Annotated in this window: 15 protein-coding genes and 1 pseudogene; 6 read left to right on the plus strand and 10 right to left on the minus strand. The window is 67.1% G+C overall.

Annotated features, from left to right (window positions below; all coding sequences use genetic code 11):
* Window positions 1-4: 4 nt before the first annotated feature.
* The 3 genes from ACP7A5_RS09890 to ppc form a co-directional block, all read right to left on the minus strand.
* The gene (locus tag ACP7A5_RS09890) at window positions 5-1,963 is read right to left on the minus strand and encodes an ATP-binding protein (RefSeq protein ID WP_426041761.1); all 1,959 of its coding nucleotides are present in this window, start codon (window positions 1,961-1,963) and stop codon (window positions 5-7) included.
* Window positions 1,964-2,061: 98 nt separating this feature from the next.
* The gene (locus tag ACP7A5_RS09895) at window positions 2,062-2,376 is read right to left on the minus strand and encodes a UrcA family protein (RefSeq protein WP_426041762.1); all 315 of its coding nucleotides are present in this window, start codon (window positions 2,374-2,376) and stop codon (window positions 2,062-2,064) included.
* Between the two features lie 135 nt (window positions 2,377-2,511).
* On the minus strand, window positions 2,512-5,211 hold the full coding sequence (ppc, locus tag ACP7A5_RS09900) for a phosphoenolpyruvate carboxylase (RefSeq protein ID WP_426041763.1): 2,700 nt from the start codon (window positions 5,209-5,211) through the stop codon (window positions 2,512-2,514).
* Between the two features lie 338 nt (window positions 5,212-5,549).
* On the opposite strand from ppc, the gene ffh reads away from it, so the two are divergent.
* The 3 genes from ffh to rimM all read left to right on the plus strand — a co-directional run bounded on the left by ffh (window position 5,550) and on the right by rimM (window position 8,359).
* On the plus strand, window positions 5,550-7,076 hold the full coding sequence (gene ffh, locus ACP7A5_RS09905) for a signal recognition particle protein (protein ID WP_426041776.1): 1,527 nt from the start codon (window positions 5,550-5,552) through the stop codon (window positions 7,074-7,076).
* Between the two features lie 26 nt (window positions 7,077-7,102).
* Window positions 7,103-7,681 (plus strand): 30S ribosomal protein S16, encoded by a 579-nt coding sequence (rpsP, locus tag ACP7A5_RS09910; protein ID WP_426041764.1) that lies wholly within the window; start codon window positions 7,103-7,105, stop codon window positions 7,679-7,681.
* 147 nt (window positions 7,682-7,828) lie between these two features.
* Window positions 7,829-8,359 carry a ribosome maturation factor RimM gene (rimM, locus tag ACP7A5_RS09915; protein ID WP_426041765.1) on the plus strand — a complete coding sequence of 177 codons (531 nt, stop codon included), beginning with the start codon at window positions 7,829-7,831 and terminating at the stop codon, window positions 8,357-8,359.
* Between the two features lie 3 nt (window positions 8,360-8,362).
* Here rimM and ACP7A5_RS09920 read toward each other — a convergent pair whose 3' ends face one another.
* Window positions 8,363-8,539 (minus strand): YegP family protein, encoded by a 177-nt coding sequence (locus tag ACP7A5_RS09920; protein ID WP_303696728.1) that lies wholly within the window; start codon window positions 8,537-8,539, stop codon window positions 8,363-8,365.
* Window positions 8,540-8,708: 169 nt separating this feature from the next.
* Here ACP7A5_RS09920 and ACP7A5_RS09925 point away from each other — a divergent pair, with 169 nt between their 5' ends.
* Window positions 8,709-9,413: a glutathione binding-like protein gene (locus tag ACP7A5_RS09925; protein WP_426041766.1), complete on the plus strand. Its 705-nt coding sequence runs from the start codon at window positions 8,709-8,711 to the stop codon at window positions 9,411-9,413.
* Between the two features lie 266 nt (window positions 9,414-9,679).
* Here the strand turns inward: ACP7A5_RS09925 and dnaA are convergent, their stop codons facing one another.
* The 3 genes from dnaA to ACP7A5_RS09940 all read right to left on the minus strand — a co-directional run bounded on the left by dnaA (window position 9,680) and on the right by ACP7A5_RS09940 (window position 12,885).
* Window positions 9,680-11,113 carry a chromosomal replication initiator protein DnaA gene (gene dnaA, locus ACP7A5_RS09930; protein ID WP_426041777.1) on the minus strand — a complete coding sequence of 478 codons (1,434 nt, stop codon included), beginning with the start codon at window positions 11,111-11,113 and terminating at the stop codon, window positions 9,680-9,682.
* Window positions 11,114-11,622: 509 nt separating this feature from the next.
* Window positions 11,623-11,892 carry a 30S ribosomal protein S20 gene (gene rpsT / locus ACP7A5_RS09935; RefSeq protein ID WP_425991988.1) on the minus strand — a complete coding sequence of 90 codons (270 nt, stop codon included), beginning with the start codon at window positions 11,890-11,892 and terminating at the stop codon, window positions 11,623-11,625.
* Between the two features lie 204 nt (window positions 11,893-12,096).
* Entirely contained in the window at window positions 12,097-12,885 is a 789-nt protein-coding gene (locus ACP7A5_RS09940) for an enoyl-CoA hydratase-related protein (RefSeq protein WP_426041767.1), read from the minus strand.
* A 113-nt stretch (window positions 12,886-12,998) separates the two neighbouring features.
* On the opposite strand from ACP7A5_RS09940, the gene ACP7A5_RS09945 reads away from it, so the two are divergent.
* Entirely contained in the window at window positions 12,999-13,664 is a 666-nt protein-coding gene (locus ACP7A5_RS09945) for a DUF6624 domain-containing protein (protein WP_426041768.1), read from the plus strand.
* Window positions 13,665-13,671: 7 nt separating this feature from the next.
* Here the strand turns inward: ACP7A5_RS09945 and ACP7A5_RS09950 are convergent, their stop codons facing one another.
* Genes ACP7A5_RS09950 through ACP7A5_RS09960 form a run of 3 tightly spaced genes read right to left on the minus strand, consistent with a single transcriptional unit; the run spans window position 13,672 to window position 14,824 of the window.
* Window positions 13,672-13,887 (minus strand): helix-turn-helix transcriptional regulator, encoded by a 216-nt coding sequence (locus tag ACP7A5_RS09950; protein ID WP_425991992.1) that lies wholly within the window; start codon window positions 13,885-13,887, stop codon window positions 13,672-13,674.
* On the minus strand, window positions 13,884-14,336 hold the full coding sequence (locus ACP7A5_RS09955; RefSeq protein WP_426041769.1) for a hypothetical protein: 453 nt from the start codon (window positions 14,334-14,336) through the stop codon (window positions 13,884-13,886). Before ACP7A5_RS09955 ends, ACP7A5_RS09950 begins: the two co-directional genes overlap by 4 nt.
* The gene (locus ACP7A5_RS09960) at window positions 14,336-14,824 is read right to left on the minus strand and encodes a hypothetical protein (protein ID WP_426041770.1); all 489 of its coding nucleotides are present in this window, start codon (window positions 14,822-14,824) and stop codon (window positions 14,336-14,338) included. Before ACP7A5_RS09960 ends, ACP7A5_RS09955 begins: the two co-directional genes overlap by 1 nt.
* A 132-nt stretch (window positions 14,825-14,956) precedes the next feature.
* Here ACP7A5_RS09960 and ACP7A5_RS09965 point away from each other — a divergent pair.
* Window positions 14,957-15,340: pseudogene (locus ACP7A5_RS09965) on the plus strand (transposase); the annotation flags it as partial.
* Window positions 15,341-15,458 lie beyond the last annotated feature (118 nt).

Consider the following 15,458-nt stretch of genomic DNA (forward strand, 5'->3'; position numbering starts at 1 on the left):
GCGATCAGGCCGCCGCAGCTCCGGTTGCGGCGGCTTTTTCGTGAGCCGGGCGGGCGTAGTCCCTGAGCGCGGCCATGAGGGCGCGCGGGTCGATGGGCTTGGCGACATGGCCCTGCATCCCGGCCGCGCGGCATTGTTCGATCTGTTCAGGCAGGACGTTGGCGGTCAGGGCCACGATCGGCGTGGAATCACCCGAGGCGCGTATCGCGCGCGTCGCCGCCGGTCCGTCCATGACCGGCATCTGCATATCCATGAGGATCAGGTCATAGGCTGCGGTCGCAGCGGCCTGCACCGCCTCCTCGCCGTTCTCGACCATGTCGAGCGACACGCCCATCGAGCCGACCAGGGCCGCGATCAGCGTCCGGTTGGCCGGGTTGTCCTCGGCCAGCAGCACCCGCAAAGGACGCGCGGGCGCACCACCGGACGGCTCGGCGTCGGGGAATGCCTCGACACCCGACCGGGCCAGCGGCACGCGGAACCAGAAGGTGGAACCGGTGGCGCCGTCGCTAGTGGCGCCGATCTCTCCGCCCATGATGTCCAGCAGACGGCGCGAGATCGCCAGCCCCAGACCCGTGCCGCCGAACTTGCGCGAGACCGAGCCGTCCGCCTGGGTGAAGCGGTCGAACATCTGGTCGATGTGGGCAGGGTCCAGCCCGACCCCGGTGTCGGTGACGGTGGCGCGCAACACGGTCGAACCGTCGGGGCGCTCTTCTGTCGCCAGCGCCAGTCTCACGGAGCCGCGCTCGGTGAACTTCACCGCATTGCTCAACAGGTTCAGCAGCACCTGTCTCAGGCGGGTCACGTCACCGGTCAGGCGGACGTCGTCGCCGACCTCGCAGGTCAGGGCCAGTCCCTTCGCTTCGGCCTGGTCCCGCAGTAGCGCGGTCGCCCCCTCGGCCAGGGCCGCGATCGAGAAGGGTTCCGGGTCCAGCGTCAGGGCACCGGCCTCCAGTTTGGAGAAGTCGAGGATGTCGTTGACGACCGTCAGCAGGGTCTCGCCCGCGCTGCGGATCAGATCGAGATAGCCCTTGTCGCCCTCCGACAGTCCGCCGCCCGCGCCGATCAGGCGCGAGAAGCCGAGGATGCTCGCGAGTGGCGTGCGCAGCTCGTGGCTCATATTCGCCAGGAATTCACTCTTGGCCCGCGACGCCGCCTCGGCCTCGAGGCGGGCGGAGTGCAATTCGGCCTCGGCCTGTTTGCGAGCCGAGATGTCGCGCACGACATCGACGATCTCAGTCAGCGTGCCGGCGCCGTTGATCACCAGACGAGGATTGGCCTCCAGCCAGACCAGGTGGCCGTCCTTGTGAATGCCGCGATACTCATAGCCCTCGGCCGAGACAGCCTCGCGTCGGGCGATCCGTTCGGCCAGAAGGGCGCGTATGCGAACCACATCCTCGGGCGCCACCAGGTCGGCGGGGGCCTTGCCCAGCATTTCGGACGGCGAATAGCCGAACACGGCCCGGGAAGCCGGCGAGACATAGGTCAGTCCCACGCCCATGCGGTGACGCACGACCATGTCCGAGGTGTGGTCGGCCACGAAGCGGAAGGCGCGCTCGCCCTCGATCAGGGTCGCGTCATCGACATGGTCGGTGACGTCGAGAACCATGCCGACCAGCCAGCGACGCCCCTCGGCGTCCGGCGGCTGGCGCCGCCCCCAGGTCAGATGCTGGCGCACCTCGCCCGACGGATGGACCGCCCGGTAACGCAGGGTCGTCGGCGCGTCGCTGCCGAACAGTTTCATGAGCGACCGCGACGCCAGACTGGCGTCGTCGGGATGATAGAGCCGATACAGCTGGTCTATCGTCGGCAGGCCGTCTTCGGGACGCAGGCCGAACAGGTCGTACATCCGGGGCGACCACCAGGCCGTCTCGGTATCGAGGATCCGCCACCAGCCCGCGCCGGCGCTCTCCAGCGCCGTCAGGGCGATGGACGAAGACTCGGCCTCGGAGATGTGCTCGGTCATGCGCGACTGCCGTTACTGAACCGGCAGGATCGCGGACAATCGCTTCAAACCCGTGAACAGTGGGGCTTGTCGAGCCACACCCCCGAAGCGGATTGGATTCAGCTTCGATCAACAGGCGTCCGAACGACGACCCGCCCGCTGCGAGTGCGGGCATAGTCCTCGCGACGGGCGTCAGGCAGTTGGCGCAGGGCTTCTTCGCGGAATGCGACACGGCATCGCGCCTGGTCGAGAGGGGTCCCGAACACGCAGGCAGTATTGGCCATGCCCCGGACGCGCAGATCGAAGGCCGACGCGCCCTGGGGCGTGGCGAAGTTGAGGTCGCCGATCGGGATGCGATAATCGGAGGCCGAGGCGGCTCCGGCGGAAAGGACGGCGACAGCGAGGGCGGCTGTGGCGGCGGCGAAACGGATCATCACTTGCTCCTGGGGCTTGTCGCTCTTCGCGGCGACCTGACCTGAGTGCGGCCCGATTGTTTCCTCGCCGTGAGGAACCCGAGGCCAGAAAACGACGCTTGATGAAATCGCGGCCATGAAGCGTGGCCGTTCTACTCAGCCGCTGTTGCGCAAACCCGCTGCCACCCCGTTGATCGCCAGCAGGATGCCTTCGCGCACCCGGGGATCGTCGTCGCCCGCCCGGCGCCGGCGGATCAGTTCGATCTGCACGTGGTTCAGCGGCTCGACATAGGGCATGCGCAGATGGATCAGCCGGTTGAGCTCAGGCTGGCCGCCCAGCAGCTCGGCCTGACCGGTGATAGCCAGCACAGCGTCGCGCGTCCGGTCCCACTCGGCCTGCAAGGCCCCGAAGATGGCCGCCGACAGCGGCTGGTCGGGCACGAGCGAGGCGTAGCGCCGCGCGATGGTCATGTCCGACTTGGCCATGATCATCTCCATGTTCTGGACCAGGGTGCGGAAGAAGGGCCACGCCGTCGCCATGGCCTGCAGCTCGGCCATGTCCTGACCCTGCACCGCCGAGCCGAAGCCGAACCAGCCCGGCAGCATGACCCGGCTCTGCGACCAGCTCAGCACCCAAGGGATGGCGCGTAGATCCTCGATGGCGGTCGAGGCCGTCCGCGACGTGGGGCGCGAACCGATCTTCAGCTCGGCGATCTCGTTGATCGGGGTGGCGGCGCGGAAATAGTCGACGAAGCCCGGCGTCTCATGGACCAGGGCCCGATAGGCGGCCATCGAGGCGACCGACAGGGCCGAGGCGGTCTTGCCGTGTTTCGCCGTCATCGCCTCGTCCGGCGGCGGCGCCAGCGAGGCGATCAGGGTCCCGGCGGTCAGGGCGTCCAGGTTCCGGCGCGCCACGTCCGGCTCTCCATATTTGTTGGCGATGACCTCGCCCTGTTCGGTGATGCGAATGCGGCCCGCGACCGTTCCCGTCGGTTGCGACAGCACCCCGGCGAAGCTCGACCCGCCGCCACGCCCGACCGCCCCGCCCCGGCCGTGGAACAGCTGCAGCCTCAAACCCGCGGCCTGGGTCACCGTCAGGAGCGCCCGCGACGCCTCATGCAGCTCCCAGGTCGAGGTCAGGTAGGACCCGTCCTTGTTCGAATCCGAGTAGCCGATCATCACTTCCTGGACCCCGCGCGCCCTGGCTACGGCGAGCGCGGACGGCTCCTGGAATAGCCGCTCCAGCGTAGGCCTGGCGCCTCTCAGGTCGTCGATGGTCTCGAACAGGGGCGCAGCCTGGATCGGACAGGCGGCGGGATCCTCGGGCCGATAGAGACCGACCTCCTTGAGCAGTAGATAGACCTCCAGCATGTCGGAGGCCGCGTCGGTCTTGGAGACGATATGGGTGCGGATCGCGTCGGGCCCGAACTTCGCCAGCGCCTCGGCCGCCGCCTCCAGGATCGCCCGCTCCTTCAGGGTCTCGGGGTTGTAGGTCGCATAGGGACTGAACAGCAGGCGAGGCGCCGCCAGTTCGGTCGCCAGCAAGACCAGCCGCGCCTCCTCTTCGAGCGCGGCATAGTCATCGCAAACCCCCGCGACCTTCAGCAGGTCGCCCACGACCCGCGCATGGACGTCGGAATTCTGGCGCAGGTCCAGGGTCGCCATGTGGAAGCCAAATACATCGACCGTGGCGATCAGGCGCGACAGGCCGTCGTCGGCGAACACCGCCCCATGGCTGGCGACCAGACTGTCATGCAGCACGGCGAGGTCGGACCGGAACTCGCCGGGCCCGGCATAGGGCGGGGCTGCGAACGGGGCCGGACGCGGCGCGGTCTGTCCCGTCAGGATCGGGTGAGTCGCAGACAGCCGGGCGTAGATCTGACTCAGGGCCCGGCGATAGGGCTCATCGGCCCGGTGCGGGGAATCGTCGCCCGACCCCTCGGCCAAGGCCTTCAGAGCGGGGCTGATTTCCGCCAGAGAACCCGACAGGCTGAGCTCGGCGCCCAGCGCGTTCGTCGCCTCAAGATAGTGGCGCATCACCGCCTTGGCAGGCGTGGCGAAGGCGGCCCTCAGCGCACTCGCGTCGACATTGGGATTGCCGTCGCGGTCGCCGCCCACCCAGGCGCCGATGCGGATAAAGGGCTTGAGCTCCGGCGCGTCCAGCCTCCGACGCCAGTCGATCAGCTGCTCCGGCGCGACCTTGAGGAACACCCGCTCCAGGAAAGAAACGACGGTGTCGATCTCGTCCTGCACCACCAGGCCGGTCGTCCGCACCAGCCGCGTCGCCCACAGGATCACCGTCTGACGACGCAGGCCGTTGTCCTCGACCTCGGTCGCCGCGCTCTGGTCGCGCGCAACCAGCAGGTCCGACACCGCCGCGATCCGGTCCAGAACGCTCTTCCTGCGCACCTCCGACGGGTGGGCCGTCAGCACCGGCGAGATCAGCGCCTCGGACAGCAGGGCCCGCGCCTCCTCCGCCGTCCGCCCCGCCGCCGTCAGCCGGGCCAGGGCCCCCTCGGGCGTATCTGCCCGCGCGCCCTCTGCCGTTTGCACCCGCGCCCGCCGCTTGCCAGCCCGGTCCTCGGCGACATTGGCCAGCAGGGAGAAGACCGCGAACCCGTGCGCCAGCCCGACCGCGTCGTCGAGCGACAGCTCGTTCAGCAGCCGCTCCAGCTGCGCCGAGCCCTTGGCCCCCGGGTGTCGGTGATAGGCGACGGAGGCCACCCGAACGGCCTCGATCCGGTCGTAGAGATCCTGACCGCCTTCGTCCCGGATCACCTCTCCAAGCAGACCGCCCAACAGACGCACCTCCTCGCGCAGGCGGTCGTCAGCAGCGGGTTCGGCGGATACGGGCATAATCATCTCGTCCAGCGGGGAGGCTGTGAAGCGCGACCGTATCAGCGGTTTTCCGATCGGTCCTTGCAAAGAGCAACGCTGAAACCGGATGTGCGATGCGGTTTCCTGATCCCGTTGGCCGACTTCGTTCGACGGGATTCGACAAATCGCCTCATTTCCCTCATAAGCCGCCGCTTCCGGCGCAATTGAACCTGCGTCTCCACCATCACGCCCCCCGTTTCGACGGGACGAGGATGGCGAGAACCCTCTGCCGACGTGATCGTCGCCAGAGGCCGTTTCGCTATGGAGATCGGTTCGGCGTCGGCCTGAACGCCCTGAGGGGCTGGCGAGGTAGTGAATTGTTCGAGGCTCTGAACGAGCGACTGACAGGCGTTTTCGACCGGATCACCGGCCGCGGCGCCCTGTCTGAAAAGGACGTCGCGGAAGCGATGCGCGAAGTGCGCGTGGCCCTGCTCGAGGCCGACGTCGCCCTGCCGGTCGTCAAGGACTTCATCGCCTTCGCCACCGAGCGTGCCACGGGCGAGGACGTCATCCGCTCGGTCAAGCCGGCCGATCAGGTGGTCAAGATCGTCTATGACGGACTGGTCGAGATGCTGGGCGGGGACGAGCCGACCCCGATCAACCTGAACGCCACGCCGCCGGCCGTCATCCTGATGGCCGGCCTGCAGGGCTCGGGCAAGACGACGTCCTCGGCCAAGCTGGCCCTGCGCCTGACGAAATTCGATCGCAAGAAGGTCATGATGGCCTCGCTGGACACGCGTCGTCCGGCCGCGATGGAACAGCTGGCCCAGCTCGGCAAGCAGATCGAGGTCGTGACCCTGCCGATCGTGGCGGGCGAGAGCGCGGTCCAGATCACCCGCCGCGCCCTGACCTCGGCCAGGCTTCAGGGCTTCGACGTCCTGATCCTCGACACCGCCGGCCGCATCACCCTCGACGAGGGCCTGATGGCCGAGGTCGCCGAGGTCGCCGACATATCGAAGCCCGTCGAGACCCTGCTGGTCGCTGACAGCCTGACCGGCCAGGACGCGGTCCGCACCGCCAAGGCCTTCCACGAACGCCTGCCCCTGACCGGCCTGATCCTGACCCGCGCCGACGGCGACGGTCGCGGCGGGGCCATGCTGTCGATGCGCGCCGTCACCGGCCTGCCGATCAAATACATGGGCTCGGGCGAGAAGGTCGACGCGCTAGAAGTCTTCGACGCCCGCCGTGTCGCCGGGCGCATCCTGGGTCAGGGGGACATCGTCGCCCTGGTCGAGAAGGCGTCCCAGGACCTGGACGCCTCCAAGGCCGAGGCCATGGCCCGCAAGCTGGCCAAGGGTCAGTTCGACCTCAACGACCTCGCGGCCCAGTTGCAGCAGATGAAGCGGATGGGCGGTCTTCAGGGCATTATGAGCATGCTGCCCGGCGTGGCCAAGATGAAGAACCAGATGGCGGAGAGCGGCGTCGACGACCGTATGATTCTGCGCCAGGAGGCCATCATCTCCTCGATGACCAAGGCCGAGCGCAAGAAGCCCGACCTCCTGAACGCCAGCCGCCGCAAGCGGATCGCCGCCGGCGCCGGGGTCGAGGTTCAGGACCTCAACCGCCTGCTGAAGCAGCACCGCCAGATGGCCGACATGGTCAAGTCCATGTCCAAGGGCGGGCCGCGCAAGATGCAGCAGATGGCCGCCATGCTGGGCGGTCTCGGCGGCGGCGGCGGCGGCGCACCCGGCATGGGCGGCGCCGACCTCAACCGTTTGAAGGCCATGGGAGGCGGCAAGATGCCCGAACCCGGCGCCGACGAAATGAAAGCCCTCCAGGACCGGCTCGCCGGACTGGGTGGCGGACAACTCCCGGGCCTGCCCGGTCTACCCACCAAGAAATAATTCGAACCTAGAGAAAGAAGACCGAAATGCTGAAGATTCGTCTGGCCCGCGGCGGCGCCAAGAAGCGCCCCTACTACTACATCGTCGTTGCCGACTCCCACGCTCCCCGCGACGGCAAGTTCATCGAGCGCGTCGGCACCTACAACCCGATGCTGGCCAAGGACGGCGACAAGCCGCGCGTCACCCTCAAGGCCGACCGGATTTCGGAGTGGCTCGGCAAGGGCGCCCAGCCGACCGACCGCGTCGCGCGCTTCATCTCGCAGAGCCAGGACGAAGCCTTGGCCGGCAAGGTCAAGTGGACCCAGTCGAACAATCCGAACAAGGGCGCCCCGGGCAAGAAGGCCCAGGAACGCACCGCCGAGCGCGCCCAGCGCGAAGCCGATCGCGCGGAGGCCGAGGCCGCTGCAAAGATCGAGGCTGCTGAAGCGGCTGTCCGGGCCAAGGAAGAGGCCGCCGCTGCGGCTGAAGCCGCGAAAAACGCCCCGGTTGTCGAAGAGGCCCCGGTTGAAGAGGCTCCGGCCGCTGAAGCTGAAGGCTCCGCAGAGGTCAGCGTCGAAGAGGCTCCGGCCGAGGGCGCCGCCGAAGAAGAGAAGACCGAGGCCTAAGGCTTCATTTTCCGCTCATCCCCGCGGAGGCGGGGACCCGGTGCTTTGGGCGATCGGCGCCGCCTGCGTGGCGGCGCCGTCGATCCAGGCCGGTGATTCACAAAAGAACTGGGTCCCCGCTTTCGCGGGGATGAGCGGATTTCTCTTATGACCAACACCAAACCCAAACTCATCCTCGTCGGCCATGTCGCCGGCGGGTTCGGGGTCAAGGGCGAGGTGCGGATCACGGCCTATACCGCGGATCCTCTGGCGCTGACCGACTACGGCCCCCTGCTGCGCGCCGATGGCTCGCACGGCCTGACCCTGACCCAGACGCGGGCGACGAAGGACGGCGTCGTCGGGCGGGCGAAAGAAATAGCCACCAAGGAAGACGCCGACGCCCTTCGCAACCTGAAACTCTATGTCCACCGCGACGCCTTCCCGGCGCCCGAGGAGGACGAATTCTACCTCGCCGACCTGATCGGCGTGGAGGCCCGCGACCCCGGGGGCGTCGTCCTGGGTGCGGTCAAGGCGGTCCAGAACTTCGGCGCCGACGACATGCTGGAGATCACGCCGGTCGCGGGCGGCCAGACCTGGTACCTGCCGTTCACGAAAGCGGCCGTGCCGGACCTGCATCTGGCCGAGGGCTGGCTGCTCGCCGTTCCCCCGCAGGAGACCGGCGAGCGCGAGCCGGACTAGGCCCTATTCGATCTCGACGGTTTCCGCGTCGCCGACGTATTTCTTGATCGACTCGATCGCGCGCCTGGCGCCCGACTTGTCCGAGTATCCCTCGGTCGAGAAGATGATTTCCGAGTTGTATTTGAACCGGACGCGGAACTCGCCGGCCTTGTCCTTGTAGACTTCGAACTTGTGGGCCATCGGGCGCCTCCTCGTTGGTGAGATCCGGATAAGGCCTCGCTTCCCGGCGCGCGACAACCCGACAGAGTCTGACGGCATACCCGGACGTGTGAGGCGGCGCCGCGCCGCCCCTTGCGGCGCACGGATCGTCACCCGACATGGGCGTCATCAGCAACCGTCACGGCAGCCAATGACCGATCTTTCCGCCTTCCCGATCACGCGCCAGTTTCCGGCCGCCCATCCCGACCGGCTGCAACTCTATTCCCTGCCGACGCCCAACGGGGTGAAGGCCTCGATCATGCTGGAGGAGATCGGTCTCCCCTATGAGGTCCACCTGGTGGATATCATGAAGAATGAGACCTGGACGCCCGAATATCTGTCGCTGAATCCGAACGGCAAGATTCCGGCCATCCTCGATCCCGACGGCCCGGGCGGACAGCCGATGGGCCTCTGGGAATCGGGCGCTATCCTCGTCTATCTGGCCGACAAGACCGGCAAGCTGATCCCGACCGATCCCGCCGCCCGCTACGAAACCCTGCAATGGGTCTTCTGGCAGGTGGGGGCTGTGGGCCCGATGATCGGGCAGATGGGTTTCTTCCACAAATTCGCGGGCGCGGCCTATGAGGACAAGCGACCGCGCGACCGGTTCGTGACCGAGGCGAAGCGGTTGCTGGGCGTGCTCGAGCAACGGCTGAAAGGTCGCGACTTCATCATGGGGGCCGGGTTCACCATCGCGGACATCGCCCTGATCGGCTGGGTCCGGGCGGTGCCGGGCTTCTACGGGGCCGGCGATCTGGTCGACTGGTCGTCGCTGACGGCCGTCCAGGCGTGGGTCACGCGGTGCGAGGCCCGTCCGGCCGTGGCGCGCGGCCTGAACATCCCCGCCCGGCCCTGATCATCGAACCGGCGGCGGCGGATGAGCGTTGAACGGACAGGTCCTCCGGCGCCATCCATCGCTTCCACCGTGACGGCCGCCGCCGCCAACTGACGGTGACCTTCGTGCCGGTCGACGTCTACGACGACGAGGACGTTCCGGCGGAGGTCACGGAGGATTTCCGAACCGCCAATCCGGGGCGCCCGTGAACTGCAAATTTTCCGGGGCGTGAACCGCCGAGACCGCCATCTCGACGGCTTGGGCCGCCAATGGCGCCAATCGGTCGCCTAACCCCGCAGCTTCCGGGTCAGGGCCTCGACATCGCGGGCAATCTGGTCGTCCAGCGGCATCAACTCCTCGATCTTGCGCACGCCGTGCAGGACCGTGGTGTGGTCGCGTCCGCCGAAGCGCCGGCCGATGTCGGGATAGGAGCGGGTCGTGTGCTGTTTGCACAGCCACATGGCGATCTGGCGCGGACGGGCCACGGCGCGGGTGCGGCGTTCCGACAGCAGGTCCGCCTGTTTCATGTTGAAATGCTCGGCCACCGTCTTCTGGATCTCGTCCACGGTGATGCGGCGCTCGGGTCCGCCGCGCAGGGCCGAACCCAGCAGGGTCAGGGTCTCTTCCACGCCCAGGGATGACAGCCGCGATCCCGCGGCGGCGGCCAGGGTGTTCACGGCGCCTTCGAGCTCACGCACTGAACCGGGGGTCCGGTCGACGACCTGTTCCAGAACCTCGCGCGAGGCCTCTCCGGACACCACGCCCATGCGGGCGAAGGCGGCCAGACGGTTCTCGGCCACGGCGATCTTCAGCGCGCGATCGGCGGGCTCGACCGGGCAGGTCAGGCCGGCGGCCAGGTGGCTTCGCAGGCGCGGCTCGACCTCGTTCAGAGCCATGGGCGGCCGGTCGGCCGACAGGACGATCCGTTTGCCGTCCTCGATCAGGGCCGTCAGGGTCGACAGCAGTTCTTCCTGGGTCGAGGCCTTGCCGCCGACGAACTGGACGTCGTCCAGCAGCAGCATGTCGGCCGAGCGCAGGCTTTCCTTGAAGGCGGCGGTCGAGCGATCCTGCATCGCCTTGACGAAGGTCGACAGGAAGCGTTCGGCGGTCAGATAGACCACCTTTGCGTCCGGGCGCAGACGCTGCGCCTCCCAGGCGATGGCGTTCAGCAGGTGGGTCTTGCCGTAGCCATAGGGGCCGCAGAAGAAGATCGGATTGAAGTGGCCGTCGGCCCAGGACGCCGTCTGGCGCGCGATGGCCAGGGCGAAGGCGTTGCCTTGCCCCTCCACAAAGCTATCGAAGGTCAGCCGCTCCTGAAGGCCTGCGGCGCGCACGGCGCGGGCGCCGTCGGTCACGGGGCCGACCGTCGGCGCCATCGGTGTCTGCTCATGGGCGGCTGAGAGGGGGGCTCCCGACAGGGGCTGCATGGCCACGGCGGAGGCCATGGACGAGGCTGGAGGGGCGGAGGTCACCTCGGCGCGGCAACGCACCTCCAGACGGCGCGACAGGCCGTCGAGGCCCAACCACAGCTCGTTCAGACGGCGCAGCGCATTCTTGCGCACCCAGTCACGGGCATAGCCGGTCGGAGTCACCAGGATCAGCTGACCGCCCCCGTCAATCCGCACCGCCGAAGGCGCGATATAGGAGCTGAACGGTCCGTCGCCGATTTCGGCCCGGAGCCTCAACGAGGCCTCGTTCCAGATCCGGTCCGGGTCCGTCATGTTCGTCAACGCCAAGCCCCCCATCGTCCAATCACCCGCCCTGAAAAAGTCATGCCATCCCGGAACCGTGCGGTTCCGGACCCCAAGCCGGGTCGGTCGATCCAGGGACGCATTCTCCTGTCCCTTGAAGCGTGAGCTTCAAGGGCGGGTGCGACCTCGCGGACAGACGTCTCCCGCTGGCGCAGGGGCTCGCCCCTGCCCCGTCTTCATCCGTGTGGGGATGGAAGTGCGTTAGAGCCCAAAACTTACGCTCGGCGCGGCGTGGGTCAACGCTGATTCGCGAGCCGATTCGCAGTTAAATTGTTTGACTCCGCTAAAGCCAAATCACGCCTAGGAAAATCTCGATTTCGCCTGTTCGGCGAGCGAAGTTCCGTTACGAACACTTATCCGCACACGGCGAAACGGCGAGTAAGCTTGAGCTTACTCGCCGTTGAAATCACTGAATTTTCGTATGACAGAGGCGTGACCGCCCGCTGAAGACGCCTGTGTACGCAGACGTACCTAGCGGTTTAGGCCGCCGACATTTTCTTCAGTTGGGCGTGCAGGCGCGAGACCTTGCGCGAGCCCGTGTTCTTGTGAACCACGCCCTTGGTGACGGCGCGCATCAGCTCGGACTGAGCCTCGACGAAGGCGCCCTTGGCGGCGGCGGCGTCGCCCCCGGTCACGGCTTCCTGAAACTTGCGCAGGAAGGTGCGGACGCGCGTGCGACGCGACTTGTTCACTTCGGTACGCGCGGCGATCTTGCGGATCGCTTTCTTGGCGCCGGGATTGTTGGCCATCGTCAAACCTATCAACGGAAACGCCGCAGACACCCGTCCACGGCGCAGAAAATCTTCAGGAGCGGGCGGCTATAGCGGAAGGGGGCGTGAGGGTCAACGCGAGTCTGGGTGGGGTAGGTGATTGGTGATGGGTGGCCGGTGATTGAAGTTCGGCAGCCGTGATCAATCCGGCCATTCAGCCACCAGCCACTGACCATCAACCACCTACCTGCCTTTGAACACCGGCTTCCGCTTCTCGACGAAGGCCGCCATCCCTTCCTTCTGATCCTCGAAGGCGAACAGGGAGTGGAACAGGCGGCGTTCGAACTGGACGCCCTGCGTCAGGGTCGTCTCCAGCGCGGCGTTGACCATCTCCTTGTTGGCCATGACGGCCAGGGGGCTTTGCGAGGCGATCTTCGCGGCGATCTTGCGGACCTCGTCGAGCAGGGTCTCGTGCGGGAAGACGCGGGAGGCGAGGCCGGCGCGTTCGGCCTCGGCCGCGTCCATCATCCGGGCGGTCAGGACCATATCCATGGCCTTGGACTTGCCGACCAGCCGCGTCAGCCGCTGGGAGCCGCCGATGCCGGGGGCGACGCCGAGGTTGATCTCCGGCTGGCCGAACTTTGCCTTTTCACTGGCGACGATGAAGTCGCACAGCATGGCCAGTTCACACCCGCCGCCCAGGGCGAAGCCGTTGACCGCGGCGATGATCGGCTTCCTGAACCGGGTGATCCGGTCGTGGCCGAGCGCGAAATAGTTGCCCCGGTACATGTCGGCATAGGACTGGTCCGCCATCTCCTTGATGTCGGCGCCAGCCGCGAAGGCCTTGTCGCCCGACCCGGTCAGGATCAGGCAGCGCACCGTGTCATCATTCTCGACCGCGTCGAGGAAGTCCGACAGATCCCTGAACAGGGCCGAGTTCAGGGCGTTCAGCGCCTCGGGCCGGTTCAGGGTCACCACGGCGTATCCGTCGGCGTGCCGCTCGATCAGAAGGGTTGAATAGGCATCGGCCATGGTCGGTCTCCGGTTCGTCTCCCGCCTGCATACCGGCCCCGCCCCTGCGACGAAACCCGCATTGCCAGAACGCGAGCGCCGGCTAGGGTGGCGACAACCTCGGGGAGAACGCCATGCTGATCTGGTTCCTGACCGCCGCCCTGATGCTGGCCGATCTCAGCACTGCGGCGCAGGCGAAACTCGCTCAGTTCAACGCGACGGTTGCCGAGGCCCGTGCCGGACTGGCGGCGATCGGGCCTGAGGCCTCCGTCCGGGCACGGCTGGAAGCCCTGCTCACCCTGGACCAGGGACCGCTGATGATGGCCAGCCATTCCGATCTTTCAGACCTGCCCGAGGCGGATCGGCACGTGGTCCAGGGAGCCATGGACGCCGAGGTCGAGCGGTTGAGCGCCGAGAACGTTCAGGCCCTGCTCGCCATGGTCCCGGCCGAGGGCTGGTTCTCCATCACCGTCTACGGCGAAGAGGCCGCGACCGGCGCCTTCCTGGTCGTCCAGCATGCGGACACGGCGCTGCAGAAGCGCTTCCTGCCGGCCATAGAGGCCATGGCGGATCGGGGCGAGGCCAGCAAATCCTACTATGCCCTGATGTACGACCGGATCGCCGTCGCCGAGGGCAGACTCCAGCGCTACGGCACCCAGATGCAGTGCGTGGACGGCTTTATGCGTCCCTTCCCCACCGAGGACCCCGACCAGCTCGAGTCCCGCCGCGCACCGATGGGATTCCGCTGGCCCGACTACGCCGGCTACCTCGCCAACTTCGGCGCCTGCGGCCCGCACTAGGGCCGGGTCACCCCTCCCACTGGAACACCTCGGTGATCGGCACGCCGAAGACGGCGGCGATGCGGAAGGCGGCCTCGAGGCTGGGCGAGTATTTGCCCTGTTCCATGGCGACGATGGTCTGGCGGGTCATGCCGATCTTCTCCGCCAGCGCCGCCTGGGTCATCTCGCCGGCGTGGAAACGCAGCTCGCGGATGCGGTTGCGGATCGGCGGGGGGCCCTTCACGCAGCGATCCGGCGGTGGAGGATCACGACGACGGCCGACTTCACGACTTCGGCCAGGACGATGGCCAGCAGGCCCATGATGGTCGCGGCCTCGGCGCGCGACGCGATGGCCAGACCGCCGAACTCCATGCCGACCGCGAATGGACTGATCAGCGCAACGCACAGGACCAGACCGGTCAGGGCCGCATAGCCGACGCTCGTCGCCCTGCCGTCGATCTGGATCTCGCGCTCGTCGGACAGGGTGCGTTGATCTCGCGGCGTCCGTATCGCCGCCAGCCCCATCAGAACCCCCTGAACCAGCAGGCTGGCGATGACGCACTCGACGAACAGGGCCACCGGCCATTCCCCGGGCAGTTCGACGAGGCGACTCCAGACGACGACGAAATAGAACCCCCAGATGACGGCGCCGCTGCCCAGGCTGATCCAGGCTGCCTTTTCCCGGACCGACATCAGCGCATCCCCCGCAGCAGGGCGATGTTGAAGACATAGCGGATCAGCTCCGACACGATCACCGCGCCCATCAGGATGTTGGCCGCGAAGATGAGAGCGTTGGTCGGAGTCATCGGCAGGGCGGCGGCTCCCGACGAGGCGGCGTTCGCGAAGCCCAGCAGATAGGCCGCGATGGCCAGGCTGAAGACGATGGCGATCAGAGCCATCAGGGAGACGTGGCTGGCCTTCAGCGAGGCGACCAGTTCCCGCTCATCCCGCGCCTCGCGCTCGGCGCGCCGGGTGGTCGCCGTCGCGAGGAAGGTGAGCCCCACCTCCAGAAGGACCACAACGACCAGACAACCGATGAACAGCCCGCCCGTCGCGAAGGCGAAACCCGGATCGATCAGCCCGCCCCCGGCGATCGCCTGCATCAGCCGCCAGCCGTAAAAGCCCCATACGCCGACGGTGGCGACGATGCTGATCCAGAGATGCTTTTCGCGAAACGACATGACAGGTCCCCAGCCGCAGCAGGCGGCGGGGCTCGATGTCGCACGACACGGACATCATGTCTATTATTTTGGACATTATGTCTTTGACAAACCCACGTCATGATGTAGTGTGGATGGACAAGGAGATCACCCGTGTCCGTTCTGTCGAAGCCCTACTTTCATGATGAAGCCGCCGCCTTCGCGTTCGTCGAAGGCATCATCTGGAACGGCTCGCCCCATTGCCCGACGTGCGGCTCGGTGAAGATCTACGCGATCAAGCCGAACCCCGAGAAGAAGGTCCGCATGGGCCTGAAGAAGTGCGGCGACTGCAAGCGCCAGTTCACCGTCCGCATCGGCACGATCTTCGAGGAAAGCCACCTTCCCCTGCACAAGTGGCTGCAAGCCATCTACCTGATGTGCTCGTCGAAGAAGGGCATCAGCGCCAAGCAGCTGGAGCGCACTCTGGAGTGCACCTACAAGACCGCGTGGTTCCTGGCCCATCGCATCCGCGAGGCCATGCGCTCGGGCGATCTGGCTGTCAATCGGCGTCCAAAAGGGACCCCTACAGGCGTGCAATAGGGACCCCCTTTTGGTGTTCGGGATGGACGTCACGAGCGCACCGCTTGCGAGGGTTGGGGCGTAGGGAGGGCGTAGC

The organism is Brevundimonas sp. TWP2-3-4b1 (assembly GCF_049897665.1).
GTDB lineage: Bacteria > Pseudomonadota > Alphaproteobacteria > Caulobacterales > Caulobacteraceae > Brevundimonas > Brevundimonas subvibrioides_B.